Source organism: Microcoleus sp. FACHB-831 (assembly GCF_014695585.1).
Lineage (GTDB): Bacteria > Cyanobacteriota > Cyanobacteriia > Cyanobacteriales > FACHB-T130 > FACHB-831.
This window is the reverse complement of record NZ_JACJON010000039.1, coordinates 80,256-104,169: the sequence shown is the minus strand read 5'-3', so window position 1 is coordinate 104,169 and position 23,914 is coordinate 80,256. Positions and strand designations below refer to the sequence as shown.

General features: G+C 45.5%; 26 protein-coding genes and 1 tRNA gene. 9 read left to right on the top strand and 18 right to left on the bottom strand.

Annotated elements, in window-relative coordinates:
* Positions 1 to 168: 168 nt before the first annotated feature.
* Entirely contained in the window at positions 169 to 816 is a 648-nt protein-coding gene (locus H6F77_RS10015) for a response regulator transcription factor (RefSeq protein ID WP_190487894.1), read from the top strand.
* Between the two features lie 56 nt (positions 817 to 872).
* Here the strand turns inward: H6F77_RS10015 and H6F77_RS10010 are convergent, their stop codons facing one another.
* From H6F77_RS10010 to H6F77_RS09995, 4 genes are all read right to left on the bottom strand, one after another.
* Complete coding sequence (locus H6F77_RS10010; protein ID WP_190487892.1) at positions 873 to 1,223, bottom strand: NIL domain-containing protein; 351 nt, start codon at positions 1,221 to 1,223, stop codon at positions 873 to 875.
* A 12-nt stretch (positions 1,224 to 1,235) separates the two neighbouring features.
* Positions 1,236 to 2,114 carry a sulfate ABC transporter permease subunit CysW gene (cysW, locus tag H6F77_RS10005; RefSeq protein ID WP_190487890.1) on the bottom strand — a complete coding sequence of 293 codons (879 nt, stop codon included), beginning with the start codon at positions 2,112 to 2,114 and terminating at the stop codon, positions 1,236 to 1,238.
* Positions 2,104 to 2,961 carry a sulfate ABC transporter permease subunit CysT gene (cysT, locus tag H6F77_RS10000; protein WP_190487888.1) on the bottom strand — a complete coding sequence of 286 codons (858 nt, stop codon included), beginning with the start codon at positions 2,959 to 2,961 and terminating at the stop codon, positions 2,104 to 2,106. Before cysT ends, cysW begins: the two co-directional genes overlap by 11 nt.
* Positions 2,962 to 3,086: 125 nt before the next feature.
* On the bottom strand, positions 3,087 to 4,229 hold the full coding sequence (locus tag H6F77_RS09995) for a sulfate ABC transporter substrate-binding protein (RefSeq protein ID WP_190487886.1): 1,143 nt from the start codon (positions 4,227 to 4,229) through the stop codon (positions 3,087 to 3,089).
* 224 nt (positions 4,230 to 4,453) lie between these two features.
* Here H6F77_RS09995 and H6F77_RS09990 point away from each other — a divergent pair.
* Positions 4,454 to 4,525 (top strand) — tRNA-Thr (locus tag H6F77_RS09990).
* Positions 4,526 to 4,575: 50 nt separating this feature from the next.
* On the opposite strand, the gene H6F77_RS09985 is transcribed toward H6F77_RS09990, so the two are convergent.
* The 4 genes from H6F77_RS09985 to H6F77_RS09970 all read right to left on the bottom strand — a co-directional run bounded on the left by H6F77_RS09985 (position 4,576) and on the right by H6F77_RS09970 (position 9,697).
* Positions 4,576 to 5,010 carry a peptidoglycan-binding domain-containing protein gene (locus tag H6F77_RS09985; protein WP_190487884.1) on the bottom strand — a complete coding sequence of 145 codons (435 nt, stop codon included), beginning with the start codon at positions 5,008 to 5,010 and terminating at the stop codon, positions 4,576 to 4,578.
* 87 nt (positions 5,011 to 5,097) lie between these two features.
* Positions 5,098 to 6,219: a competence protein CoiA gene (locus tag H6F77_RS09980; protein ID WP_190487883.1), complete on the bottom strand. Its 1,122-nt coding sequence runs from the start codon at positions 6,217 to 6,219 to the stop codon at positions 5,098 to 5,100.
* A gap of 463 nt (positions 6,220 to 6,682) precedes the next feature.
* A complete protein-coding gene (gene argZ, locus H6F77_RS09975; RefSeq protein ID WP_190487881.1) occupies positions 6,683 to 8,797 on the bottom strand; it encodes a bifunctional arginine dihydrolase/ornithine cyclodeaminase in 2,115 nt (704 codons plus the stop codon).
* 204 nt (positions 8,798 to 9,001) lie between these two features.
* Positions 9,002 to 9,697 (bottom strand): GDSL-type esterase/lipase family protein, encoded by a 696-nt coding sequence (locus H6F77_RS09970; protein WP_190487879.1) that lies wholly within the window; start codon positions 9,695 to 9,697, stop codon positions 9,002 to 9,004.
* Positions 9,698 to 9,847: 150 nt separating this feature from the next.
* Between H6F77_RS09970 and H6F77_RS09965 the strand changes: the two genes are divergently transcribed.
* Positions 9,848 to 10,429 carry a hypothetical protein gene (locus tag H6F77_RS09965; protein WP_190487877.1) on the top strand — a complete coding sequence of 194 codons (582 nt, stop codon included), beginning with the start codon at positions 9,848 to 9,850 and terminating at the stop codon, positions 10,427 to 10,429.
* A gap of 173 nt (positions 10,430 to 10,602) precedes the next feature.
* Here the strand turns inward: H6F77_RS09965 and H6F77_RS09960 are convergent, their stop codons facing one another.
* From H6F77_RS09960 to H6F77_RS09950, 4 genes are all read right to left on the bottom strand, one after another.
* The gene (locus H6F77_RS09960; protein ID WP_309228825.1) at positions 10,603 to 10,944 is read right to left on the bottom strand and encodes a type II toxin-antitoxin system PemK/MazF family toxin; all 342 of its coding nucleotides are present in this window, start codon (positions 10,942 to 10,944) and stop codon (positions 10,603 to 10,605) included.
* On the bottom strand, positions 10,941 to 11,111 hold the full coding sequence (locus tag H6F77_RS09955; protein WP_242022033.1) for a hypothetical protein: 171 nt from the start codon (positions 11,109 to 11,111) through the stop codon (positions 10,941 to 10,943). The genes H6F77_RS09960 and H6F77_RS09955 overlap by 4 nt, the downstream gene beginning before the upstream one ends.
* A gap of 178 nt (positions 11,112 to 11,289) precedes the next feature.
* Positions 11,290 to 11,421 (bottom strand): hypothetical protein, encoded by a 132-nt coding sequence (locus tag H6F77_RS28315; RefSeq protein ID WP_255515713.1) that lies wholly within the window; start codon positions 11,419 to 11,421, stop codon positions 11,290 to 11,292.
* 124 nt (positions 11,422 to 11,545) lie between these two features.
* A complete protein-coding gene (locus tag H6F77_RS09950) occupies positions 11,546 to 11,782 on the bottom strand; it encodes a hypothetical protein (RefSeq protein WP_190487873.1) in 237 nt (78 codons plus the stop codon).
* 177 nt (positions 11,783 to 11,959) lie between these two features.
* Here H6F77_RS09950 and H6F77_RS09945 point away from each other — a divergent pair, with 177 nt between their 5' ends.
* From H6F77_RS09945 to H6F77_RS09935, 3 genes are all read left to right on the top strand, one after another.
* Positions 11,960 to 16,522: a HEAT repeat domain-containing protein gene (locus H6F77_RS09945; protein WP_190487871.1), complete on the top strand. Its 4,563-nt coding sequence runs from the start codon at positions 11,960 to 11,962 to the stop codon at positions 16,520 to 16,522.
* A gap of 122 nt (positions 16,523 to 16,644) precedes the next feature.
* Complete coding sequence (locus H6F77_RS09940; RefSeq protein WP_190487868.1) at positions 16,645 to 16,854, top strand: hypothetical protein; 210 nt, start codon at positions 16,645 to 16,647, stop codon at positions 16,852 to 16,854.
* Complete coding sequence (locus tag H6F77_RS09935) at positions 16,851 to 17,117, top strand: type II toxin-antitoxin system RelE family toxin (RefSeq protein ID WP_190487866.1); 267 nt, start codon at positions 16,851 to 16,853, stop codon at positions 17,115 to 17,117. Before H6F77_RS09940 ends, H6F77_RS09935 begins: the two co-directional genes overlap by 4 nt.
* Positions 17,118 to 17,208: 91 nt before the next feature.
* Here H6F77_RS09935 and H6F77_RS27845 read toward each other — a convergent pair whose 3' ends face one another.
* Both H6F77_RS27845 and H6F77_RS09925 read right to left on the bottom strand, forming a co-directional pair.
* A complete protein-coding gene (locus H6F77_RS27845) occupies positions 17,209 to 17,430 on the bottom strand; it encodes a type II toxin-antitoxin system HicA family toxin (RefSeq protein ID WP_190487864.1) in 222 nt (73 codons plus the stop codon).
* A complete protein-coding gene (locus tag H6F77_RS09925; RefSeq protein ID WP_190487862.1) occupies positions 17,420 to 17,626 on the bottom strand; it encodes a type II toxin-antitoxin system HicB family antitoxin in 207 nt (68 codons plus the stop codon). The genes H6F77_RS27845 and H6F77_RS09925 overlap by 11 nt, the downstream gene beginning before the upstream one ends.
* A gap of 288 nt (positions 17,627 to 17,914) precedes the next feature.
* On the opposite strand from H6F77_RS09925, the gene H6F77_RS09920 reads away from it, so the two are divergent.
* Positions 17,915 to 18,313 carry a helix-turn-helix domain-containing protein gene (locus tag H6F77_RS09920; protein ID WP_190487860.1) on the top strand — a complete coding sequence of 133 codons (399 nt, stop codon included), beginning with the start codon at positions 17,915 to 17,917 and terminating at the stop codon, positions 18,311 to 18,313.
* 350 nt (positions 18,314 to 18,663) lie between these two features.
* Here the strand turns inward: H6F77_RS09920 and queG are convergent, their stop codons facing one another.
* Positions 18,664 to 19,620 carry a tRNA epoxyqueuosine(34) reductase QueG gene (gene queG / locus H6F77_RS09915; protein WP_190487858.1) on the bottom strand — a complete coding sequence of 319 codons (957 nt, stop codon included), beginning with the start codon at positions 19,618 to 19,620 and terminating at the stop codon, positions 18,664 to 18,666.
* 103 nt (positions 19,621 to 19,723) lie between these two features.
* Between queG and H6F77_RS09910 the strand changes: the two genes are divergently transcribed.
* A complete protein-coding gene (locus tag H6F77_RS09910) occupies positions 19,724 to 20,161 on the top strand; it encodes a nuclear transport factor 2 family protein (protein WP_190487856.1) in 438 nt (145 codons plus the stop codon).
* Positions 20,162 to 20,298: 137 nt separating this feature from the next.
* Here H6F77_RS09910 and H6F77_RS09905 read toward each other — a convergent pair whose 3' ends face one another.
* The 3 genes from H6F77_RS09905 to H6F77_RS09895 form a co-directional block, all read right to left on the bottom strand.
* Positions 20,299 to 20,733, bottom strand: a complete 435-nt coding sequence (locus tag H6F77_RS09905) for an ATP-binding protein (protein WP_190487854.1) — start codon at positions 20,731 to 20,733, stop codon at positions 20,299 to 20,301.
* 3 nt (positions 20,734 to 20,736) lie between these two features.
* Positions 20,737 to 22,434, bottom strand: a complete 1,698-nt coding sequence (locus tag H6F77_RS09900; RefSeq protein WP_190487852.1) for a SpoIIE family protein phosphatase — start codon at positions 22,432 to 22,434, stop codon at positions 20,737 to 20,739.
* A gap of 175 nt (positions 22,435 to 22,609) precedes the next feature.
* The gene (locus tag H6F77_RS09895; RefSeq protein WP_190487849.1) at positions 22,610 to 23,332 is read right to left on the bottom strand and encodes a response regulator; all 723 of its coding nucleotides are present in this window, start codon (positions 23,330 to 23,332) and stop codon (positions 22,610 to 22,612) included.
* 222 nt (positions 23,333 to 23,554) lie between these two features.
* Here H6F77_RS09895 and H6F77_RS09890 point away from each other — a divergent pair, with 222 nt between their 5' ends.
* Positions 23,555 to 23,872: a hypothetical protein gene (locus tag H6F77_RS09890; protein ID WP_190487847.1), complete on the top strand. Its 318-nt coding sequence runs from the start codon at positions 23,555 to 23,557 to the stop codon at positions 23,870 to 23,872.
* Positions 23,873 to 23,914 lie beyond the last annotated feature (42 nt).

Genomic DNA, 23,914 nt, shown 5'->3' with positions numbered 1-23,914 from the left:
GTGGTTGTTCTACAGGCGGAGACTCTGCTCTAAGCGCGTAAAGATAAAATTGCGTATGTTTTAGTCAGTCGCAAACGCCGGATTGAATAGCTTACAGACAAGAATGTGGATAATACAAAGAAAATAGTTGACAAACTTCACCAATCTAGGCACAGCGAGTGGTAAAGCATGAAAGAAACCAGTGTAAGAGATCACAAGCGACTGCTATTGATTGATGATGACCCCAACCTGATCTTACTGGTAAAAGACTACCTAGAGTTTCGGGGGTACGAAGTCATCACAGCCGAGAACGGTAGGGAAGCCCTCGAAGTTTTAGAGCTGGACATTCCCGACATGATTATTTGCGATGTGATGATGCCAGAAATGGACGGATACGCCCTCGTGCAGCACGTCAGAGAAGATGCCCGAACTAACTGGATTCCAGTGCTATTTCTCTCGGCAAAAGGTCAAAGCCAGGATCGAGTCAAAGGTCTCAACACCGGAGCCGATGTCTACATGGTCAAACCGTTTGAGCCAGAAGAATTGGTCGCACAAGTAGAATCCTCCCTCAAACAGGTCAGTCGTATCAATCTTCGTCCATCCAAAGGCTCGGAGACAGGCCCCAAACTTCATGTCCCACCCGAAGTCGAATTAACCCCAACTGAGCTGAAAGTTGTGCAATATGTAGCGCGGGGTTTAGCTAATAGGGAAATTGCCGAGCAGATGAAAGTCAGCCAGCGGACGATTGAAAGCCACGTCAGCAATATGTTAGGCAAAACTGGCCTTCACAACCGCACCGAATTAGCCCGCTGGGCAATTGAAAGTGAGATGGCTTGACGTAATTTGAGATTTTAGATTTTAGATTATTAATCCAAAATCTAAAATCTCAAATATTACCAGCCATCTACTTCGGGCTTAGAACTACCCCATATTTCTAAATCGAGTTCGTTGATGTAGGTGAGGGCGCTTTCAATTTGGCGACTTGTGCCCCTCAATTCCAAATCGAACCACCCATCCTCCCGAGCATTGGGGCCGAGTAAGGCTCCTGTAATATTCACAGTAACGCCATAGTGAGAAACTAGCCGTGATATTACTGGCTCTTGATGGTACTCCTTCGGGATGCGAATTTTGACGCGGGTAGTTGTTTGCCTGTTATCTTCTAGAGAGTTGCTATCAACTTCAAGAGAAGGTTCAACACGATCTAAGTCTTGTAGAGATGAGTCGTTGCTGTTGTTAATTGCCATCTTTTTTTCCTATTAAACATCTTTAATACGGGTTTTACGTTCCAAAATTTCTTTCAGCACGAGAGTAACAAAGGCCAAACCAGCAAGCAGTACGGCTGCTGAAAACGATGCCTGAGTTTGGTATTGCTTGTAGGCTTCTTCTACAAAAAGCGGCAGGGTTTGAGTTTCCCCAGCGATGTTTCCAGATACAACCGACACAGCACCAAACTCGCCCATTACTCTGGCATTGGTCAAAATCACGCCATAGAGCAGACCCCATCGAATATTGGGGAGGGTAACGCGCCAGAATATTTGTATATCCTTGGCACCCAAAGTTCTAGCAGCTTCTTCCTGTTCGGAACCTGCTTCTTCTAAAACGGGAATTACTTCACGGGCAACAAATGGCAGGGTGATAAAAGCACTCGCCAATACCATTGCAGGCAGGGCAAAAATAATTTTAATGTTCGCTGCTCCTAACAATGGCCCAAACCAGCCATTCCGCCCGTAAAGCAATACAATCATCAGTCCAGCCACGACTGGAGAGACGGCAAATGGTATGTCTAAAAGACTAATTAAAAAAGTTCGACCGCGAAATTGATGCCGCGCTATTACCCAAGCTGCACAGAGTCCAAACACTGTATTTATGGGTACGACAATCAACGCGATGAAAACGGTAAGTTTTACGGCATGGAGAAAATTAGGTTCTGTCAAGTTGTGGAAGAAAGGCCCAACTCCTTCCTTAAAAGCTTGGGCAAAGACGTTAATAGCAGGAATGAACAAAATTAGCAGTAAGTAGGCTAGAGCTATGCCAATCAAAACAAATTTTACCCAGGCATGCTCCTTTGCTGGCTTATATGGCTGCGAATTTGGTGAAACTGTATTGAAAGAATGTCCCGCTAAATTAGAGGTCATAGCGTCGTCCCCAAGCTTGTAATAAGTTAATTGCTAGAAGTATTAGCAGCGAAATTCCTAATAGGACGGTACCAATAACGGTTGCGCCACTATAGTCATACTGCTCCAATCGCTGGATAATTAGCACTGATGCTATTAAGTCCTTAAATGGAACGTTGGAAGCGACAATCACAACCGAACCGTATTCTCCGACAGCCCTTGAGAAACCCAGCGCAATACCTGTCAGCATTGCTGGGATTAATGGCGGCAAAACAACGCGCCAAAATGTCTGCCATTGAGATGCTCCCAAAGACCAGGCTGCTTCTTCGATATCCTTTTCCATTTCCTGTAAGACAGGCTGCAATGTTCTTACTATGAAAGGCAAGGATATAAAGAGCATAGCCATACCCACGCCTAGTCTGGTAAACGCTACTTTAATTCCTAAAGGTGCTAAAAAGGAACCGATCCAGCCGTTATCGCTATAGACTGTTGCTAAGGTCAAGCCCGCTACTGAAGTAGGCAAAGCAAAGGGTAGATCGATTGCTGCATCAATAATTCGCTTAAACGGGAAGTCGTACCGAACTAAAACCCAAGCAATTAAAAATCCAAAGAGTCCATTAATGAGTGCAGCTATCAATGATGTAACAAAGGTGACATCATATGTGGCAAGAGCAATTGGGCTGGTAGCAATTTTCCAGAAGTTAATAGGATTTTCTGTACTGGCTTTTAACATCAGCGCCGATACTGGCAGAAGTAGCATTATGGTGAGATAACCCAACGTTATCCGCCAAGGCCAAGAAAGCCCACCGATTTTTCCAAATAAGTTTCTAGAAGTAGTAGTTTGGTCGCGAGTAGCGGATACAGCCATAGCGTTAGAACGGAAATATTTGATGTTACTTGAACAAGATAAAATTTTGAGTTATGAGTGCTGAGAGAGGAATTAAGAAAAAATTTTATTAATTCAAAACTCAAAACTCAAAACTCAAAATTCTATTAACTGCCAGCCTGAATTTTGTCGAAGATTGCCCCGTCATCAAAAAACTTCTTCTGAATCTCGTCCCAGCCACCCAAATCTTGGGCAGTGAAGAGGGTTTTGATGGGGAGATATTGTTTAGCTACTTCTGTTGCTACTGTCGTGTCCACAGGCCGGAAGCCAACTTTAGCAAATTCTCGTTGGGCTTCTGGTGTATAGAGAAACTTGACAAACGCTTCTGCAACTTCTCTCGTACCGTGCTTATCGACGTTTTTATCTACAACAGCAACCGGGTTGTCGATGGAGATGTTTATATCGGGCACGACGTAAGGAAGTTTCTGACCGTTCTGAGCAGCTAGAATGACTTCGTTTTCGTAGTTGATTAAGACATCTCCCTGCCCTTGCTTGAAGAATGCATCGCTGGCTTCACGGGCATCTCTGGGTAGCACGGGGACGTTCTTGAAGACTTTGTTTGTAAAGTCTAAAGCTTTGGCATCGTCACCCCCGGTTCGTGTCACGGAACCCCATAGACCTAAGAAATTCCAGCGAGCGCCACCAGAAGTTTTGGGGTTAGCGGTAATGACTTTTACGCCATCTTTTGCTAAGTCTGCCCAGCCTTGAATTCCTTTAGGGTTGCCGTCACGGGTTACTAGAGCGGCGACAGATTTGGTGACGATCGCACCATTAGCAGCTTCATTTTCCCAACCTGGTTGTATCAGTCCAGCCTTCTCTATTTTTTTTGTGTCAAGAGCGAGGGCGAGGTTTACAACATCTGCCTCCAAACCATCAATGACTGCACGGGTTTGGGAGCCAGATCCGCCATAACTTTCTTTGAAAGTAACGTTCTGGTTTTTCTGCTGTTTCCATTGAGCTGTGAACTGGGGAATAATCTTTGAGTAGGCAGCTTGGGTGACAGCGTAGGAGACGAGGGTTAGATTAACATTTCCGGTTTGGGCAGCTGGACTAGAACCACTATTGGCAGCTGGACTGGAACCACTGTTCGGGGTTGTAGGTGAATTAGAGGTGTTGGGGGAGCAAGCTGCGATCGCGATACTTATGCTCGCTCCTACTAAAAATAAGGATACGAAACTCTTTAGCGAACTAAGCTTCCGCCAGCTCATCAGAGGTTGTACCATACTGGTAATCCGTTGCCACAGTCGCATGAAACCTTCTCCTTAAATCCCCGGTTACTCGGTCGGGATACCGTAGTTAATAGCTACAAAGAATAATAGTATACCAGATGGTAAATTTTGCGATCGCAGGGTAAAGAAATTTTTAATACTTAGGGGGGAGTTGGTGCAAAGGCGATCGCGCTAAGGCGGTCAAATAAAAAAATGTGAGTTATAGTTGCGGATATTGCCCAAAGTTTGCTATATTAAACGACGGTGCTGGTGTAGCTCAGTGGTAGAGCAGCTGATTTGTAATCAGCCGGTCGCAGGTTCAAATCCCGTCACCAGCTTAGTTTTGAAGGTTCGCTAAATTTAAAAGTGGTACAAAATTGGTACTGGTTTAGAAATCTAGTGGCTCGATAGTGCCCAGGCGAAGGTAGTCAGCCAAGCCCTCGACATAGACAATGTTGTAATATTGCTCTCCTTGGAAGATTTTGTAATCTTGCTTCTGCATATACTTTACGATTCGGCTGGCCAGGTCGCTACCCAGGTAAAGCGGCGGCTGGGTAATTTGCTCCGGCTTTGTTTCAATCAGTTTTTTAGCAGTTACAGCACCGAGGTAATCTAGCTCGTTGCACTCAGCCGCTTTCTGAAAGTTTTTTAGGGCTAGGGCAGAGATTGGCCCGAAGTTGCCATCAGCCACTGAATCTAGGTACTGTAAGCTTTTCAGTCGTGTTTGTATCTGTTGCGCTAGTTCGCGATCGCTGGCGATCGCCTCAAAATTGTACTGAAGCGGATAACGCAGATTAGTATCCAGGAAATTTTGCAGCTTCATAAAGGCAATAGTAATTTTGTACTATTGCCAACTATAGTTTAAGGGGTTAAAGATTGCCTAGTCTTAAAGTGTTACTGTACTTAAGGTTTAAGTGCAAAAATTTTCGTCTTTGGGATAACACCAATGTCCTCCCAAATCTTTGTTAAAAATTTGCTCGGAAGGCTTTAAGCCTTTTATGCAGTAAGCCATAGATGTGCATAAATAGCTATAGTGCTTAGTTTTGCATTTATTATAATAGTCTGGATGATAAGGCAAAATTGCATCGCACCAATGACAACCAAAAGATAACCAGTTGTTCCACTTATTGTGTTTGTAACGAGATTTAATTTCACCCATGTTTATATTTTTATTTTCTTTGGAAATAAATCTGGCAAAGTTAACAATTTCAGAGGCAAAAACAAAAGGTTTATCAAGACAAAGTTTTTTCCCATAATTTGAATAATGAGGTATGTTTACGTCGATACCGCATAAACTCTTACTAACAATAAAAGTTTCTTGTACCATGTAAACGTGATATGGTTTATTGCATTGCGAACACTTTACTGAAAAGAAGCTTAGATAAGTTATTTGTTCTTTTATAGAAACATAAGACTCGCAAAATTTAATTTTTTTTGATAATAAACTTTTAATAAACTCAGAGAGTGAAATATTTTCTAACGAAAGGCTTCTTTTGTTATTTATATCTTGAGTAGGAATGTGTACAACAAATTTGTTATTAGAATTTAAAGCTAACTCAAACATCGGCAATTCTTTACTTGCCTTAGAGCTAGGGAGTTTTCGGAAAAGCCAGCAACCTCTAATTTCATCACGCTTATATTTTGTCTGCCTCTCTTGAGTTAGTTGTAAAGTTTGAGGGCTCCACTGAATCTCAAAAGCAATTTTAACTTTGCCTTTACTAGCTAAAACATCAGCACGCCAGTCTAAACCAGAAACTTCTGTGTCAGCTTCATACCCTGCTTCTAAGCAAGCTTTTACAATCTCGCTTTTAGCTAAAAGATGCTCTTGAGTTTCTGGCTTCCAATTGCACCCTGTTTTGCATTTGTGTACAAAATGCTTAGTTCCAAGTTTAGAGTTGCGTAGGAAGCCAGAAGACTTACAACAAGCCAAACTTATTTTTATATCGCGCTGATTCTTCCAAGCTTCCCAATCCTCATCTGATACTAGAGGAGCCAACACTTTTTCATCATCAATCCAAGCTGTAAGCGGCATCTGTAATTAATAATTATTGGTAATACCACCTTACTAAATCTTTTAAGATTTCCAGTTGTCCAGTAGGCAAACTACGGCGGCTTGGGGCATTGTATTCATAACTTTATGTAGTACAAATTGACTACCCCAAACTATAGCCCAGAAAATAGGTTTTGGCTGTTAAAACGAGCGTAGGTGGTACTGAATTGGTACTAGCAGCTACAACCTAACTTTGTTAACGGGTAAAAAGCTTGCTAAATAAAGCTTCTAAGAACGTGGATAAGCTTTTTTGCAATCAGTCGGTCGCAGGTTCAAATCCCGTCACCAGCTTAGGTTTCAGAAAATAACAATGGCGATCGCGTTTAGAGGTTCTGTAAAGCGATCGCACTTGCGTTATAGAGTTTGATGTGGAACAAAACATCCACTTTTCGCGCTTCGATAAATCCGATAAAAAAAGGTGGGCAGTGCCCACCCTACGGAATAATTAAACTGTCTTGGCAAAGTGATAAGGGCTGGTCAACTTATCTAGTTGTTGTACTAACAAACTGAGGAATAAGCCGACATCGGTCACTACACCAACCGATTCCACAGAACCGCGATCGCTTAGTTTTGTTACTACTGCGGGGTTAATATCCACGCACACCATCTTCACCCCTGCTGGTGTCATATTACCCACACCAATAGAGTGCAGCATCGACGACAGCATCAAAACCATATCTGCCCCTTCCAACAATTGGGCATACTCTTCTTGGGCTTTAATCAAGTCCATTTGAGTATCTGGCAATGGGCCATCATCCCGGATGGAACCTGCGAGAGCGAATGGTATATCATGGCGGACGCACTCGTATAAAACGCCACCCGTAACGATGCCTTGCTCAACTGCTTTGGCAATACTTCCACAACGACGAATCGTGTTAATTACCTTTAGGTGGTGTCTGTGTCCGCCGCGCACTGCAACGCCGCGCTTCATATCCACACCCAGCGAAGTACCCATCATGGATTGTTCGATGTCGTGGACGGCGATCGCATTCCCACCCAGCAACGCCTGAACGTATCCTTGGCGAACCAGATGCGCTAGGTGTTCGCCGCCACCAGTATGAATCACAACCGGGCCAGCAGTTACTACAACTTTGCCACCGCGATCGCGTATTTGGCGTAATTCCCACGCAACTTGTTCAACAACTAATTCCACGCGGCGTTCGCTAGAAACACCCGCAGACATAAAGCTGAATTCTTGAGTATTGCGCTGTTCTCGCGATTCAGTTTTGCGGATGGTGCGGATACCGATGACATCGACAACCACGCGATCGCCCACTTCTAAATCGCGCAACAACTTACACCGCGCCACTAGACCCTTTGGAGTTTGGGTAATAGCGATCGCGCCATCCATGCGCTGATATTCCACCTTCACCCATTCACCATTTACCCTCACTTCAGTTGGATAAATAGTGCTGACATAAAAATCATCCGGTGCTACACCATTTTGCGTGACATCTTCCAATTTTGCATCCCGTTCGTCTTGGGGCAAATTTACCGCACCCAGATCGATCAGAGTAGACAAAATCGCTTCCATCACATCATGGGAAGGAGCAGAAACTTTCACTTCTGCCATTGAAGTGCTTTGTTTTTGTTCTCCCAGATTGAAATTAAGAACCTGGAAACTACCGCCATTTTCTACAACCAAATCTAAGGCGCGGTTGATTAAACCAGAGTCGAGCAAATGTCCTTCCAGGCGAATCGTGCGGCTTTCGACAGACACAGTTGCATGACGATCCACCTGGACTGGTTCTGTTACCCGCAGCGTCAGACACTTAGCAGCACCGCCAGCTTTGAGAAATTCTGTTAGTTGCGTCTCGATTATCTCGAATCCAGCATCGGCGAGGCGTTTTTTCAGCCCCTCGCTTGCTTTATTCATCACCACCCTATTGTCAATATTGACGGCGTTGCATGCAAAGTTCACCGCATCGGCTTCCTCAATTGCAATCCGCTTCTCTGGCGCTACCCGCATCTCAATAACGCGGTTGGAGTAGGAATCAAAGGCTGGAGGATAATAGAGCAAATAGCCGCCGCTGAGGGGACAGAAGCAAGTATCTAGGTGATAGAAACGCTCGTCCATCAGTCGCAGCGATACTACTTCGATGTCAAGCCACTTTGCTATATATGGGTGAGAGTCGAGTTCGGAACGGAAGCCGTACCCAGCCCACAGCCAGCGTCCTTCCCTATCTAGAAGGGCGTCGCCTGCACCCTCAAAGGGCAAATCTTTGGGCAATTCGTGTACGGTATAGCCTTTTTGCTCAAACCATTCTTTAAAATAAGGCTCCTCCCCTTGACGTTCTTTGTGGAAGAAGCGGCTCAGTACTACTGTATCTCCTAATACCAACCCAGCATTAGCGGTGAATACCATATCTGGTACACCTTTGTGGGGGTTAACTAAATCGACGATAGCGTGATCTTTAAGTATGTGGTGTAGGTTTTGCCACTGCTCGACGGCGCGATCGCGTGAGGATTTGTGAATGTTTCCTTCCATCCAGGGATTAATCACATAATCCACATCGTAATGATCGGGAGCGCACATGAGGAAGCGGAGCTGAGAAGTCATAAAAAGAGTTGGGGTGGAATAGACGCGATCAACTTAATTGGATACAGACTTTCCCTGCTCCAATTCTGTACAAATTGTTACTAAAGTTTGCCTCTTCAAAGTGAAAGTCTAGATGGAGGCAACTATCTATTTTATTCGTTTATTACTCAAGAGAGTTGACAAAGTAGCGATCGCGCAACATATTGACACGAGATTTAATTATGTTTAGCGTGCCCTTGGTTGATATTGCGATAAGGCTGGCGGCCATTTAGCTTGGGTTAATAAGGGTTGCAAGCCTTTAGCAACGCGGCTGGCTAAAATACGGTGTCCGGCGGTATTGGGGTGAATGATATCGTCTTGGCGATATTGAGGGTTATCTATTATTCCTTTCAATACATCAGGAATTAGATACGCTTGAGTGTTTTTGGCAACGCGCAAAACCAGTTCGTTGTATTCATCTTCTACTAAGCCAAACTCTGCTAAGCTCAAGTTCATTCCCAGCAACGCAACTATGGCTCCTCGCGATTGAATAGATGTGACAATTTGCTGCAAATTCCGTTCAGTTTGAGCTTTGGGAATTCTTCGCAGGAAATCATTACCGCCTATACCTAAAATAACTAGCCAGGGGTCTGCGGCTATTACATCTTTTTGTAAGCGACTGAGTGCCATTGCGGTTGTATCGCCGCTAACACCGCGATTTAATATTGGCAAACCCAATTGGCGGCTGACGAGACTGGGGAAAGCGGCTGTTTTTGCTACGCCATATCCGGCGGTGATGCTATCACCTAAAGCGATAATTTGTTTACCAGTACCATTTCTGAGATTTTTCACGGTATTAAGGTTGCTGCTAGCGCAACTGGTGAAGACAAGGAAAGAGGCGAATAACAGAGAAAAGAACATCATCCATCTACGGTTTTTCATAAAGGCGAGAAGCTGCTAACAGGATATTGAATAGCGATCGCAGTTGTTTATCCCAAAAATGGGGTTCGCTGCGATGCCTCTTCCCATGCTAGTACAGACATACTATTTTAGTGTTATACTAGCGATTCCTCTTGTCAGCCGAGTAAACGAATGTTGTTGAAAACGACTAACGGCTACGCTTTTTCGGAAGTGGCTTCTGCTTTCCAGAAATCAATTCGACGCGGATTGGAAGAAGAGGCGCTTTATTGGGGAACGGAACTCGATAAAAGTGGTTATGGGGAGTATGTCTGGAAACGGATAAGAATTATCGTTTCTGAGGATATTGGATTAGCTGAACCGATGTTACCAGCAGTTATTTGGTCGCTGTATCAAATGTGGGTAGCGCAGCGCAAGAAGAAGGATGAAAAGCACAATCCGGAACGGTTGTTTTTAGTTCATGGGATTTTGCTGGTGGTACGTGCAAAGAAATCGCGCATCGTGGATCATGCAACGGTGAATTATTACATGGGCGATTTACCGCGTCTGGAGATTCCTGACTATGCGCTGGATAAACATACGATGCGCGGACGGCAAATGAATCGCGGATTTGACCACTTTTTTATTGAGGGAATGAAGCTGGAGAATGAAGCTGATTTGGAAGATCCGTATTTGGAGAAAGCGAAGGAAATATTAGTGGTAAAAGCAGCAGGTCAATTGTTTGATACTTCTGATTATGAAGAGGAAGATTTGTAGGGTGGGAAATGTCCACCAATCAAGATCGCGCTTTTCTCTGGCAATAAAAATGCCCGCAGGTTAGAAACCTGGGGCTATACAAACAAAGTCCGCCTACGCGGACTTTATTAACCCGCGCAGACGGGTTTTGTTTGCAGCGCTGCGATTTCTAATCGCCGGGGTTAGCAGGGGTTTCATGTAAGTTTAAATGCTTTTATCATAACTACATTCAATTGCTGGATTTGATTAATTCCTAATTTGCCTAAGCGTCTTGTAATCAATCTACGCTCAATAGTCACAATGCGAGTTACTCTTACTTTAGACAAAAGCCGCAATCCAGTTCCTTGAAACTCTGGATCTGAAGGATCTAGGGCAAATTCACCTGGACTTAAACTGGTAGTGTTTTGAGATGAAATAAAGCATAGCGTGACATCATTTCCTGCTGGATCTGCCCACAGCACTAAAGCAGGACGTAGCTTGGATTGACTCAAATCAGTAAAGGGAAATGGTACTAAAACAATATCTCCCTTGTTCACGATATAGGTTCTCCGTCTTCAAGGGTGTATAGATCTGGTTCATCATGCAGAAAGTTAAACGAGCCACTATTTTGAGCAACCTGCATTAAGTCAGTTGTTGATGGTTGGGAGAATTCAAAAAGTAGTTTATCTTTTAATAAGTCTTGCTCTTCCTTTGAAAGAGACATAATTACTTGATATATCGATTCAACCAGTTTATCGTTCATCTATTTTTCTTCTATGCCCGTCGTATTTTGTCAACTTGGGTGTGTATTTTATTTGGTCGAAAAGTCAAATTTATTTTGAAAAATTTGTCTGAGCCTTATCAGTATAAATCATTTTTTGATATGTCGATGCCAATTGCATTTACCTGAATGTAGTGAGTTTATTCAGCATATGCGATCGCTCTGCGGTACATCTTAAAATACTTTTCAGTTGTACCCCGGCAATGCCCACCACCACCAATAACGTCGCGATCGCGCTTTTCTGTTGTAACAAAAATGCCCCCAGGTTAGAAACCTGGGGCTATACAAACAAAGTCCGCCTACGCGGACTTGATTAACCCGCGCAGGCGGGTTTTGTTTGTCTAGCCGCGATTTCCAATCGCCGGGGTTTAGGAGTGCTATTTCTCCTTATTCATCCGGCGCAAATAGCCGATGTGAAGCCCCAGACAAAAGAACCATAACAGCAAAACTAACAACACGCTGGGAGATGTTTGCACAACACCCTTGTAGTGTATTGGCTGTGGCTGATGCTGAACCTGTATAGGAGTTTGTAGCTGCGGTTCAACGAAGTTCCCATGCAAGTTTTCTACCGCTTCCCTCTGCTTAACCTTATTTTTTTGATAGTCTGCAAACATTGAATTGACCTCATTTCTGAGTTGTTGAGGTCATGGTCAATTTGGGGTAGCGGCACCAAGCAAATGACCCCGGTCATTGCTGGAAGTCTTGTAAAATAAGGAGTTATAAGGTCTGGGGTAGATCAATTTGATGTTGGGTAGCCCCAGACTTTTTGGTAAAATTTATGGTCTGCACCGATGCCGAAAGCTACTTATGGCCCTGAAGTAAAAGCACGGGTGAAGCGTCTGCTAGAGGCGTTGCTGGCTTTTGTCAATTACGAAGTTGAAGGGTGCGAAGGTTTAGAACTGCATTTCAGATGGCAGGGTGAGGATAGCGCCAACCCTCAGCTAGTCGTGGAAACCAAGCTGAGGGTTCTGGAATATTTGACACAGAAAGACAAATATCCAGGTAAATTAACCACAACTCAAATTCGGCAAGCTATCAACCACCATCTCAAAAAGTTTTTGGGGATTGTCGAGGATAATCGCGCTAAGACTCAAGGGGAAGAAGACTGGCACTTTACCCTGAAGCTGTGGGGTAAGGATAAAGAAGCGAATCTGAGGGAATTCGAGCTAGACTGGGAGCGCAAAAGACCGGATAAGTCTAAAAAGTTAGAAGCGACGTTTGTAGAAACATCATCTACATCAGCACCCGATAACATCAACTGGCGCGAAGTGTGCGAAACTCGCCTCGACAACCAAAAGCGCCTCCTAAATAATCCCCTCACCTCTAACCACGTTGACTTCTATGTGCCGCTGGGATTGGTGGAACCGAAGCCGAAAGAGGAAATTCGACACGGGGATGATGTATCGCCAGAGGAGGGTTCGCGGTTTTACCAACTTGCAGAGACACAAATCACCAAGACTTATAACCAGCCAAACGAGTTTTTTGAACAAGTCTTGCGCCAACGACAAAGCAAAAACAGCCAGGGACGCCGCTTGGCAATTACTGGCGAACCGGGTGCGGGGAAAACTACCCTCTGCTACCAAATTGCTAAGTGGATATTAGAGCAAAATCTGGGGGTGCCGATTTTGATTCGCCTCGCGGATATTGGTAGCAAAACTCTGGGGGAGTTTTTGCTAGAAGGTTGGCTGCGCGATGCTGCGGGAACTCTGAAAGCTGCACCGTCGGAATACTCAACAGCGTTTGAGGAATTGCTGAAAAGTGGCGATGTGTGGCTGCTGTTGGATGGCGTGGATGAAATGGCTGTTGCTTCTCCGTTAGCGGCAATTAATCGGCAGTTGGCGGAGGGTTGGGCAAATAAGGTGCGCGTGGTGCTAACCTGTCGGCTGAATGTCTGGGATGCGGACAAAAACGCCCTGCGGGATTTTGATGTTTATCGCAATTTGGATTTTGATCAGAAGCAGGTTAAGGAATTTATTTACCAGTGGTTTGCAGATAACCAGCAGTGTGAGGGTTTGCTGCGAGAGTTAGCACAATCGAACCAGCAACGCATCAACGATCTCGTCAAAAATCCGCTCAGGTTAGCTTTGTTGTGCCGCACTTGGAAAAATGGCAGCAAATTGCCGGATACCAAGGCGGGACTTTATCAACGATTTGTGGAAGCTTTCTACAATTTGAAGGATGAGTTTGCAATTGAGCCAGTGCAACAACAGCAGCTAACTCAGGCATTGGGAGAACTGGCACTGAGGGCGCTGGATGGTGAAGACAAAGACACGAAAACCGGGGAGGTTATATCCCGGTTTCGGCTGCGGCAATGCCTTGTAGATCGGGTATTTAAAGAGCGTTCCGATTTGTTGGCATTGGCGCTGAAGCTGGGATGGCTAAATCGGGTGGGATTGGCATCAGCAGAGGAAGAAGATTCGGATCGCGCGGTTTATGCTTTTTTCCATCCCACGTTTCAGGAATATTTCGCGGCGTTGGCTGTTGACGATTGGCACTTTTTTCTAAATCATATTCCCCACAACCCAGATCGGGGTAATTACCGCATTTTTGAGCCGCATTGGAAACAGGTAATTTTGCTGTGGCTGGGGCGATCGGATGTAGAAAGGCAGCAGAAAGAGCAGTTTATCCAGGAATTAGTGGATTTTGAGGATAGTTGCAAAGCATTTTATTGGTATCGAGCCTATTTTATAGCTGCTGCTGGGATTGCCGAGTTTAAAGATTGTGCCAAAGCAGATGAAATTGTGGTGCTAATCATTAAATTGGGGTTTGGTCATTTCAACATTGAAGAACAACAGTGGCGAACATTTCTCTATCCGATTGTAGAGGGAGCCAGAGCAGCAGTGTTGCAAACTAACTATGCTATAGCCGTTAACAAATTAATTGACTTATTAGAAACTGCTGAAGATTATGATACCCGTAGGGAAGCTGCTGAAAGTTTGGGTAAAATTGGCACGGGCAACGACGGGGCGATCGCGGCTTTAGTCAGAATTCTGGAAAGTAAGGAAGATTATTTTACCCGTAGCAGTGCCGCCGAAATTTTGGGTGAAATTGTCACGGGCACCGAGGCGGCGATCGCGGCTTTAGTCAGAATTCTGGAAAGTAAGGAAGATTATTTTACCCGTAGCAGTGCCGCCGAAATTTTGGGTAAAATTGGGAGTGGGAACGCAATAGCGATCGCGGCTTTAGTCAGAATTCTGGAAACTACTGAAGATGATGATACCCGTAGCAGTGCCGCTGAAATTTTGGGTAAAATTGATCCAGGCAACCAAGCGGGGATTGCGGCTTTAATCAGAATTCTGGAAACTACAAAATCTGATTATACCCGTAGGAGAGCCGCTGGAAGTTTGGGTGAAATTGGCTCAGGCAAACAAGCTGCGATCGCGGCTTTAGTCAGAATTCTGGAAACTACTGAACATGATTCTACCCCTAGGATTGCCGCTGAAAGTTTGGGTAAAATTGGCACGGGCAACGATGCGGCGATCGCGGCTTTAGTCAGAATTCTGGAAACTACAAAAGATGATTTTACCCGTAAGAGTGCCGCTGCAACTTTGGGTGCAATTGGCACGGGCAACGACGCGGCGATCGCGGCTTTCGTCAGAATTCTGGAAACTACAAAAGATGATTTTACCCGTAAGAGTGCCGCTGCAACTTTGGGTGCAATTGGCACGGGCAACGACGCGGCGATCGCGGCTTTAGTCAGAATTCTGGAAACTACTGAAGATGATTCTACCCGTTGGAGAGCCGCTGCAACTTTGGGTGCAATTGGGAGTGGAAACGCACTAGCGATCGCGGCTTTAGCAAGAATTCTGGAAACTACTGAAGATGATGTTACCCATTGGAGAGCCGCTGAAAGTTTGGGTAAAATTGACCCAGGCAACAACGCGGCGATCGCGGCTTTCGTCAGAATTCTGGAAACTACAAAAGATGATTCTACCCGTAAGAGTGCCGCTGAAATTTTGGGTGCAATTGGCACGGGCAACGACGCGGCGATCGCGGCTTTCGTCAGAATTCTGGAAACTACAAAAGATAATCAGACCCGTTGGATTGCCGTTGACAGTTTGGTTGCAATTGGGAGTGGAAACACACTAGCGATCGCGGCTCTAATCAGAATTCTGGAAACTACAAAAGATGATGATACCCGTTGGAGAGCCGCTGAAACTTTGACTAAAATTGGCGCTGGCAACGACGCGGTGATCGCGGCTTTAGTCAGAATTATGGAAACTACTGAAGATGATTCTACCCGTTGGAGAGCCGCTGAAACTTTGGGTGCAATTGGGAGTGGAAACGCACTAGCGATCGCGGCTTTCGCCAGAATTATGGAAACTACTGATGATGATACACGGTGGAGAGCCGCTGAAAGTTTGGGTAAAATTGGCACGGGCAACGATGCGGCGATCGCGGCTTTAGTCAGAATTCTGGAAACAACAAAAGATGATGATACCCGTAAGAGTGCCGCTGAGAGTTTGGGTAAAATTGGCACGGGCAACGATGCGGCGATCGCGGCTTTAGTCAGAATTCTGGAAACTACTGAAGATTATTTTACTCGTAGGAGCGCCGCTGAAAGTTTGGGTAAAATTGGCACGGGCAACGATGCGGTGATCGCGGCTTTAGTCAGAATTCTGGAAACAACAAAAGATGATGATACCCGTAGTAGTGCCGCTGAAAGTTTGGGTAAAATTGTGCAAAATGACCAGATGCCTTCAGTTGTATCAGCTTTACAACATTGCCTCACAGATGAGGTCTATGAAACCAATTTTGACCTCTACAAAAATTGCTACAAAGTTATTTGGCGCTGCGCTCAAGAGATGCCTTACCCCAAATTTTATCAAGCTTGGCATGGCTCATCGTTCGCATCCCATCCCGAAGTGCCACAAACCACAGGTGTTGGTTTCACTCCCTCCAGCCTTAGCCTTAATTTAGGTGAATTACCCGAACTCCTTCACGCTGCTATTGATAGCAACTCCGAGTTAATGGGTAAAATGCAGCTAATTTGCATCGAAGGCAGCAAATTCGAGAATCCAGATAACCCCGCCTCGGAAATATACGCCGAAATGGTAATGCAAGGCTGTCCCGAACGTCAGAATGGGGAACCGGAAACCATGCAAGCTCTCAAAGTTTATTGTCAGCTAAAATGCCAGGGAGTCTTCCTAATTTTTTACGAGGTTGCAACTAGCGAACTGAGCCAAGGATTCAGCCCAAATTTCCTCAAATCTCTGAGCAAATTTAATAACGTGGCGAGAATTTGTGTAGTCAGCAGCCAAGCCGATATTCCCCTACAATCCTTCTCCCCCAGCCAGCCGAATTTAGTTACAGATATCGTCGGTTGGATTAGAGAGAAATTATTAGAAGATTAGATAGCGCGATTCATCATAAACAGTTTCGTAAACGAGAGGGGAAAATAGCGATCGCGCATCTCTTCGCTATAGCATAAATATGCTAATATTATACAATACCATCTATTTAAATTGGAGTAGTTATGGATGAAATATTGATAGATGAAAGTAAACTCAAAGATATGCTTAAGATAGCTCTCATTGAGATAATCAAAGAAGAAAAAGAAATGTTTTCTGAGCTGTTAGCAGAAGCTATAGAAGATATAGCGTTAGAAAATGCCATAAAAGAAGGTGAAAATACAGATTCAGTGAGCAAAGAGGCGATATTCAAGATGCTGGATAGTCAGACATGAATATAGACTTTAGGAAAAGCTTTGAGAAAGACTTAGCAAACATCCAAGATAGTTCTTTACTTCAAAGAATTAAAATAGCCATTGAAGAAGTGGAAAGCGCCGATAATATTGGTAATGTCAGGAATGTTAAAAAACTGAAGGCGGACGGTACATATTACCGAATTAGGGTGGGAGACTACAGAATTGGTATTAGTTTGGAGTCGGAAACGGCTATCTTTGTCAGGGTACTGCACAGAAAGGATATGTATAGGTACTTTCCGTAACGATAGGCGATCGCTTCCTCTCCTCTCAAGCAAAGTTGATAGTTGAATTTGAAAGCGCGATCGCCTTCTTTCCCAATATGCGCGATCGCAATTACAACGCCTCAAACTCATCAGCACTTATCCCAGCTTGCCTTAAAATACTGCCAAGCGTACCGACAGTAACTTCTCTATAACGAGGCACTATGGCAGTGCGCGTTCCTTCATCCGTATATTTAGCAAACTTTACGTGGCTGCCATTTTGACTTACTTCCCCAAATCCCGCTGCCTCTAATTTGCGTTTAACTTCGCGGTAAGGTAGTGGTCTAAGCGGCACCGACCTCTACCTCCAACGTCCTCACTTGGGGAGTTATAGTGGCTAATGGTGGCTCAAAATGCAGTGATAAAGCTTCACCAAGATTAGCCAGCGCAGAAGCTTCAGTCTCTCCCTGAGTGCAAATATCAACTTCTAAGCACTGTGCCACAAACCAGCTACCTTCTTGCCATACGCTTGCAGTAAAGGTTCGTTTCATAACTCTTTGATCTTTCCGTTATGGCCTGTTTCATCTATTTTATGTATTCTGTCACAGCCAGCAAAGAAAGCGACCTTATGGTTTACAACAGTCGTCCCTCACGAGGCTAATTTAGTTAAAAATATTGTGGCTTGTAGGAGCGCGATCGCCTGATGGCTTGTAGAGTACCAACTTTAATTAAGTATTAATTATATACAGTAAAACGTAAGGATTTGTCAATTAACAATAACTTGTTGGATATAGCGTGTTATTTTGGGTGAGAAATGGAACAGGCTGATAGTGCCCCTTATGACCACAAATGGAAATGGACTGAAGAAAAACCGCAGGCCAACGCAGATAGGTCTAATCCACTTTGGCAGATACCTGCGCTGGCTCAGACACTATCGTGGTTGGACTTCAGTCCACGATCTGGGGGAACACATTGCCAACCAAGAGTCCATATTGCTGAGTCAGCGCGGCAAAGAATTGAATATCGACCCGGATCTCGTGCTAGGAATATCTGGGCCGCAAATTAATCGGCTTGAAGGCGGCAAAGTGACGCGCCTATCTATCGAGCAGCTACTTTTATTAATAGATGTACTAGATCCAATACATCCCCAAACCTCGGAACCGCTCAAGCTGGAAGATTTGATAGACCTGGCGACGGGAGAAATGCACGTACAAGTGCCATCGCTGAAGGCGGAATGAAGGTAAGTGTCCGGAGTCCGGAGTTTGGGGAGAAGGGGAGAATTACTTTCTTACCACCAGAATAATTCTTATTAATAGACGGCTTGCAAAAATCCATGAATGACCCCTCCCCAGCCCTCCCCTTAGTAAGGGGAGGGGCAAGATTTCGAGTTTTTCCCCCCTTAGTAAAGGGAGGGGCAAGATTTCGAGTTTTTCTCCCTTAGTAAGGGGAGGGGCAAGATTTCAAGTTTTTCCCCCCTTACCAAGGGGGGATTAAGGGGGGTAATTTCGGCTTTTGCAAGAGGTCTAATGAACCGCGAAGAAAGAAAAAAGAAGAAATAGGTAATCTTATGGAGGGAAGGGAGTAGCACCTATTCCCCATCACCCATTTCCAAATTCGTCCTTGCATTGCGTCGCAGCATCTCCGGTTTAATTCGCCGCAACGCGGAGGCGGGAAAGCGGCGGTTCCACTCATCATCGGAAATTTCCGCTAATTCGGCGAGTTCTGGTGCAATATTCCAGGGATAAGGCTGAAACTCGGCAACATCAGTTTCTTTGGCAAAACGCTGATTCCAAGGACAGACATCCTGGCAGATATCGCAACCAGCAACCCAACCTTGCAAATGAGGAGCGATCGCATCTGGCAATTCAGGTGCCCGATTCTCAATGGTATGGTAGGCAATACACCGATTGGCATCTACTACAAAAGGTTGGGCGATCGCACCTGTCGGACACGCATCCATACAACGAGTACAAGTACCGCAGTGTTCAGTGTGGGGACGGTCTGGCGTCAACTCTAAATTAGTCAACACTTCCCCCAAAAACATCCAAGATCCAAGCGATCGCGCAATTACATTACCATTCTTAGCCACCCAGCCAATCCCCGCCCGTTGCGCCCAAACTTTATCCCCGATCGGCCCCGTATCCGCATAATAACGAGCCTGAATTCCTTCTCCCTGCTCTTGCAGCCAGTTGGCTAGCGCCTTCAGCTTTTTATGCAATACTTTGTGATAATCTCGCCCCCAACCATAACGGGAGATTTTGGCATATTTCCCACCTTCTGGACGAGCGTGAGGCGTGTAATAATTGAGCGCCACACAAATTACTGACTGCACCTCTGGCATCACTAGGCGAATATCCCCGCGCTTGGGGTTAGCCATCCAGTCCATATCAGCTTGGTAGCCTTTAGCTAGCCATGCTTGCAATCTTTCGCTAGCAGCAACATCCCCCTCATCCACACTAGCGATACCGACTTTGTGGAATCCTAACTCTAAAGCTTTCTGCTTAACTTGGCTGCTACCAATCAGCACTTTTCCTGGCAAAGACATAAATTTATATGCGAGTACAAAAAATTTAGAAATCTCTCTAGAAGAGCAGGCATCAACCTACTTTTCTGTTTAATACTGAATTTGTGGTTTACAACAATAAATTATGACAATCGCAGAGGACTCTATGCCCTTAAGTTCCCCATCTGTAGAAGCCAGCGAGCTTACCATTGAGGGAATTGCCGAGCCAGTGCTGCTGCGTTACTTTGAAACGATGAATGCAGGGGAGTTTGAGACAACGGCTGCATTGTTTGCTGCTAACGGCAAAATGCACGCGCCTTTTGAAGAGCCGCTAGAGGGGCCAGAAGCGATCGCTACCTACCTGCAAACCGAAGCAAAGGCGATGAAACTCGATCCCCGCGAGGCAATTGCCGAAACTTTAGAAGATGGCAATATTCAATATCAAGTCAGCGGCAAAGTACAAACACCTTTATTTGGCGTCAACGTATTGTGGACGTTCGTACTCAATCAAGAGCGCGAAATCCTCACCGCCACCATAAAACTTTTAGCTTCTCCTAAAGAACTCCTCAGCCTGCGCCGTTAACTATGTATGCGCCAGCAGCACTGTGGATAAAAATTCCCAGAGCTGCTGCCTGGGAACTATAAAATATATTTTTAACCAGCGAAAAATAAATACAGGTCAAAAAGCCTTGCGCGGCTTTTGACCCTAAACTCTAGCCATTAGCTCTGAGCAACTTTTGCCTCTGGCAAACTCGCTTCCAGTTTCAGACAATTGCGGCCATTAACTTGCAAGCGGTACTCAACCCTATCCATCAGGCGGTTCATAATCAGCCAGCCATAGCCGCTTTCTTGCTTATCGCCAGGATTGGGAGGCAAATAAGTAGAGAGGTCGAATCCCTTACCGTGATCCCAAATTTCCAGGGCAATATCCCTTTCTTTGAGTTCCAGACGAATCAAGACTGGCAAATTTGGTTGTCCCCTGTGAGCGTGACGTACCACATTCGAGTACGCCTCCACCAAAGCCAAACGCAAGCGATTAGATTGACGCGGCCAATCTACCGAGTCACCCAGCTCTACTTCTAAAGATCCTAGCAACCAGTTTTCGACAATGGTCAAAAACTTTAAGTCGCTCGGTACGTGCAGCTCCGTTCTCATGTACTATAGAACCTCCAGAGAGAGTATGGTTTGGTCGTCTTCTTGAACTTCAGTATGTTCTCGAATCCGACTTAACAAATTGGTCAAGTCGAGAGGCATTGGCTCCTGGAGCAGGAGTTCCCAAAGCCCTGCTTGATTGAGCATAGAACTGGTGGGTTGTTCGTTGCCCTTTGGGTCTGCTGACGAAGATGCTGGCAGATTAACATTCGCCTCAGTAATCCCATCGCTGGTTAGCAGTAAAGTTTCACCGGAGTTTAAGCTTACGCTACCAGATTTTCCCTTCCACACGGCCAAAATCCCCAAGGGAACGCCACGAGTCTTAAGAAAATTTGGCTCAACTGTCACGGAATCTCTAGAAGCGGCTCTTTGCCGATCCAGTAGTTGGTGCGACCAGACAAGAGGATATATATGTCCGGCGTTGGCGAAGACCAGTTCTCCAGTCGTTGGGGTATAACGAGCCAGCACCATAGTGATGAAGCAGTTGTTACTGACTAAATCATCTAACATGATACTGTTCAGATTCTGCATAACAACCGCTGGATCGGGAGATACTTCTTGAGCTAGTTCTCGCCGCAACACAGAAATAGCACTTGCCATAAATAGGGCAGCGGGGACACCTTTGCCGGAAACATCACCAACTGCCAGCCACAAGTCGCCTTGCGGATGGACGTAGACTTCAAAAAAGTCGCCTCCCACTTGTCTTGCGGGGTAGCAGCAGGCTTGTACTCGGCTGCCATCTACCTCTGGCATAGTTTGGCGCAGCAAGTTGTTTTGAATTTGCCTCGCTACCTCTAGTTCTGCACGCATTGTCTGGGCTAGCTCTTGGGTGCGCTGGTAGAGTTTCGCCTGAGAAATTGCTAAGGCGGCTTGCTCTGCGACTCCTTCAATTAGCTGTACGTCTTGGGGAGACCAGTGGCGATCGCCCTCTTCCTGGTACAGGCACAGAACTACTAGCAATTGTTGCTGGTAGATGAGGGGCACGACCAAGTTTGTGAAGTGCTTCCCCTGTTCTTCGGCTTCTCGCAATTGCGTCTTGCGAGTTTCTATGGCGGTTTGTAGTGCCGTGTTATCTAGGGAGTCTTGGATTAACTCTGTACCCGGAGCCTGGTAGGAGAAGGATTCAGGAGTCAAGCGATCGCTTTCTACTGGTCGCAGAATACAACTGCTAGCCTCAAAGGTCTGGCCAATAGTGTTAACAATCCTTTGCAACATACTGTCGTAATCCAGCGACTCTCTAATGGCACTTGTCACTGTATTAAACAGTTCTTCTCTTCGCAGGGCGCGGCTCAGTTCGTTCGTTCGTTGCTTTAGCACCCTGTAGGTATCGCCAGCTTGACTAACTACCGATTTGAGGTTTTCAGGATTCCAAGGCTTAGTTATGTACTTAAACACCTGACCTGAGTTAATCGCATCCACCAGATCTTCTACATCGGTGTAGCCCGTCAGGAGGATACGAATTGTATCTGGGAAGGAGTTAACCGTCTTGCTTAAAAACTCCGTCCCATTCATTTGCGGCATCCGCTGGTCGGAGATGATTACCGCCATCTCTCCTTCTGCTTCCAGAACTTGGAGAGCGTTGAGGCCACTATCGGCTTTGTAAACGCGAAAATCACGCCGAAAAGTTCGGTACAGCAAATCTAGGTTGTCAGGCTCGTCATCAACCACCATCAGTTTGAGTTTGCTTCCTTCCGCCTGACTCATCTGCTCACTCCGCTTCCTGTTATTTAGACATCGGACTACAATTTTTTGACCTTAGACTTTGGAAGTTTAACTGGGGACAGGTTTATTGTCTCAAGTCTCAAGCCTCAAGTCTAAAGCCAAAAGTCTAAGGTCTAAGGTAATGCAGCTTTTTTGCACAAACTCCCATAGGGGGCGTTCATCCTACTAAGCCAGATCGCAGGGCGCGTACAGCAGCTTGGGTGCGGTCATCAGCACAGAGCTTGTTCAAAATATTGCGGACGTGGGTTTTCACCGTGCCTACGGTAATGTACAGCTTTTCTGCGATCGCTGCATTGCTACAACCTTCGACTATTAGTTGCAAAACTTCTAATTCCCTTTCTGTTAGGGGATAAGCTTCTATCAACTGACTGTATTCTGGTTCCGTCGCATTTATTGTGACTGTTTTTGACTCAATAACTGCTGCGGCTCCGGCTTGGTTAGTTTTTGACTGCTTCAGAACGATCCGGGCGATCGCGGGATCGATCCAGGCGTTACCATCGTTAGTTACTTGAAGCGCTTCGAGCAAGTTATCGAAACTGATATTCTTCATGCAGTATGAATCTGCACCAGCCGCAAATGCAGCCATCACCGCTTCTTCGTTGTCTTGTAATGTCAAGACCAGTATCTTCGTTAGCGACCCTTCTTCCGACGCCGCCTGAGATTCTTTAAATTGCCGAGTTAATTCAATCCCGTCCATATCTGGCAAGCCGATATCGACAATTGCCACATTGGGTTTGGCCGATTCAAGTAACTTCAGTCCGTCTGCGGCATTGGCTGCCTCGCCAACAAATTCAATTTCACTGCGTTGTTGCAGCGCCGTGCGGATACCGACCCTTGTCAGGTCGTGGTCTTCAATGAGAGCAACGCGAATTGTACTCATACTCAACATCCACTTCTTCCAATTTTTCTATGTTTATTCAAAAAAGTTTATAAACTTTTTGCCGCTATTACACTTAAGTCCACCCATTGGTAGTAGTAGGGATTCCTCCACTCCATATACATTCGATAGTTGATACCGTGTTTTGACGCTACCCTTCACACAATCCGTTGCTTTTTGAGGTTGGGGTTCCACCCCTAGCTTTTTTAAGTGCAAGTGTTGTTTGTGGATAACTCCTTCACCCTAATCGAAGGCAAACGGCGGCGTTCGGCTAGGGTTAACAACAATGGCTGTGTCCTTACAAAGCCTCTAATGCCAACGGCAGCTAGAGCGGCTCGACTTTCAGCGAGCGCTCTTGCCAAATCGCTTTCTCTCTGGTATGTGTGCCCAGATATTGTGAATAGCTCCCGGCCAATAACCCAGGAGCGCGATTGCAATCAGCGCTGGTATGAGTATAGCGAGTTAGGAGTCATACGGATAGCCGTAGGAGAGGATTTCTCTGGCGGCGAGCGCTTTAAACTACTAAGCTACGTGCCGGAATAGAAATATAGCCAGTGCTGTGTATTGCGCCTCTATCGAAAGAAG

Bases quoted from the DNA above. Each gene is read 5' to 3' on its own strand.
- H6F77_RS10015 (WP_190487894.1), top strand. From the start codon at position 169: ATGAAAGAAACCAGTGTAAGAGATCACAAGCGACTGCTATTGATTGAT.
- H6F77_RS10010 (WP_190487892.1), bottom strand. From the start codon at position 1,223: ATGGCAATTAACAACAGCAACGACTCATCTCTACAAGACTTAGATCGT.
- cysW (WP_190487890.1), bottom strand. From the start codon at position 2,114: ATGACCTCTAATTTAGCGGGACATTCTTTCAATACAGTTTCACCAAAT.
- cysT (WP_190487888.1), bottom strand. From the start codon at position 2,961: ATGGCTGTATCCGCTACTCGCGACCAAACTACTACTTCTAGAAACTTA.
- H6F77_RS09995 (WP_190487886.1), bottom strand. From the start codon at position 4,229: ATGCGACTGTGGCAACGGATTACCAGTATGGTACAACCTCTGATGAGC.
- H6F77_RS09985 (WP_190487884.1), bottom strand. From the start codon at position 5,010: ATGAAGCTGCAAAATTTCCTGGATACTAATCTGCGTTATCCGCTTCAG.
- H6F77_RS09980 (WP_190487883.1), bottom strand. From the start codon at position 6,219: ATGCCGCTTACAGCTTGGATTGATGATGAAAAAGTGTTGGCTCCTCTA.
- argZ (WP_190487881.1), bottom strand. From the start codon at position 8,797: ATGACTTCTCAGCTCCGCTTCCTCATGTGCGCTCCCGATCATTACGAT.
- H6F77_RS09970 (WP_190487879.1), bottom strand. From the start codon at position 9,697: ATGAAAAACCGTAGATGGATGATGTTCTTTTCTCTGTTATTCGCCTCT.
- H6F77_RS09965 (WP_190487877.1), top strand. From the start codon at position 9,848: ATGTTGTTGAAAACGACTAACGGCTACGCTTTTTCGGAAGTGGCTTCT.
- H6F77_RS09955 (WP_242022033.1), bottom strand. From the start codon at position 11,111: ATGTCTCTTTCAAAGGAAGAGCAAGACTTATTAAAAGATAAACTACTT.
- H6F77_RS09950 (WP_190487873.1), bottom strand. From the start codon at position 11,782: ATGTTTGCAGACTATCAAAAAAATAAGGTTAAGCAGAGGGAAGCGGTA.
- H6F77_RS09945 (WP_190487871.1), top strand. From the start codon at position 11,960: ATGCCGAAAGCTACTTATGGCCCTGAAGTAAAAGCACGGGTGAAGCGT.
- H6F77_RS09940 (WP_190487868.1), top strand. From the start codon at position 16,645: ATGGATGAAATATTGATAGATGAAAGTAAACTCAAAGATATGCTTAAG.
- H6F77_RS09935 (WP_190487866.1), top strand. From the start codon at position 16,851: ATGAATATAGACTTTAGGAAAAGCTTTGAGAAAGACTTAGCAAACATC.
- H6F77_RS09925 (WP_190487862.1), bottom strand. From the start codon at position 17,626: ATGAAACGAACCTTTACTGCAAGCGTATGGCAAGAAGGTAGCTGGTTT.
- H6F77_RS09920 (WP_190487860.1), top strand. From the start codon at position 17,915: ATGACCACAAATGGAAATGGACTGAAGAAAAACCGCAGGCCAACGCAG.
- queG (WP_190487858.1), bottom strand. From the start codon at position 19,620: ATGTCTTTGCCAGGAAAAGTGCTGATTGGTAGCAGCCAAGTTAAGCAG.
- H6F77_RS09910 (WP_190487856.1), top strand. From the start codon at position 19,724: ATGACAATCGCAGAGGACTCTATGCCCTTAAGTTCCCCATCTGTAGAA.
- H6F77_RS09905 (WP_190487854.1), bottom strand. From the start codon at position 20,733: ATGAGAACGGAGCTGCACGTACCGAGCGACTTAAAGTTTTTGACCATT.
- H6F77_RS09900 (WP_190487852.1), bottom strand. From the start codon at position 22,434: ATGAGTCAGGCGGAAGGAAGCAAACTCAAACTGATGGTGGTTGATGAC.
- H6F77_RS09895 (WP_190487849.1), bottom strand. From the start codon at position 23,332: ATGAGTACAATTCGCGTTGCTCTCATTGAAGACCACGACCTGACAAGG.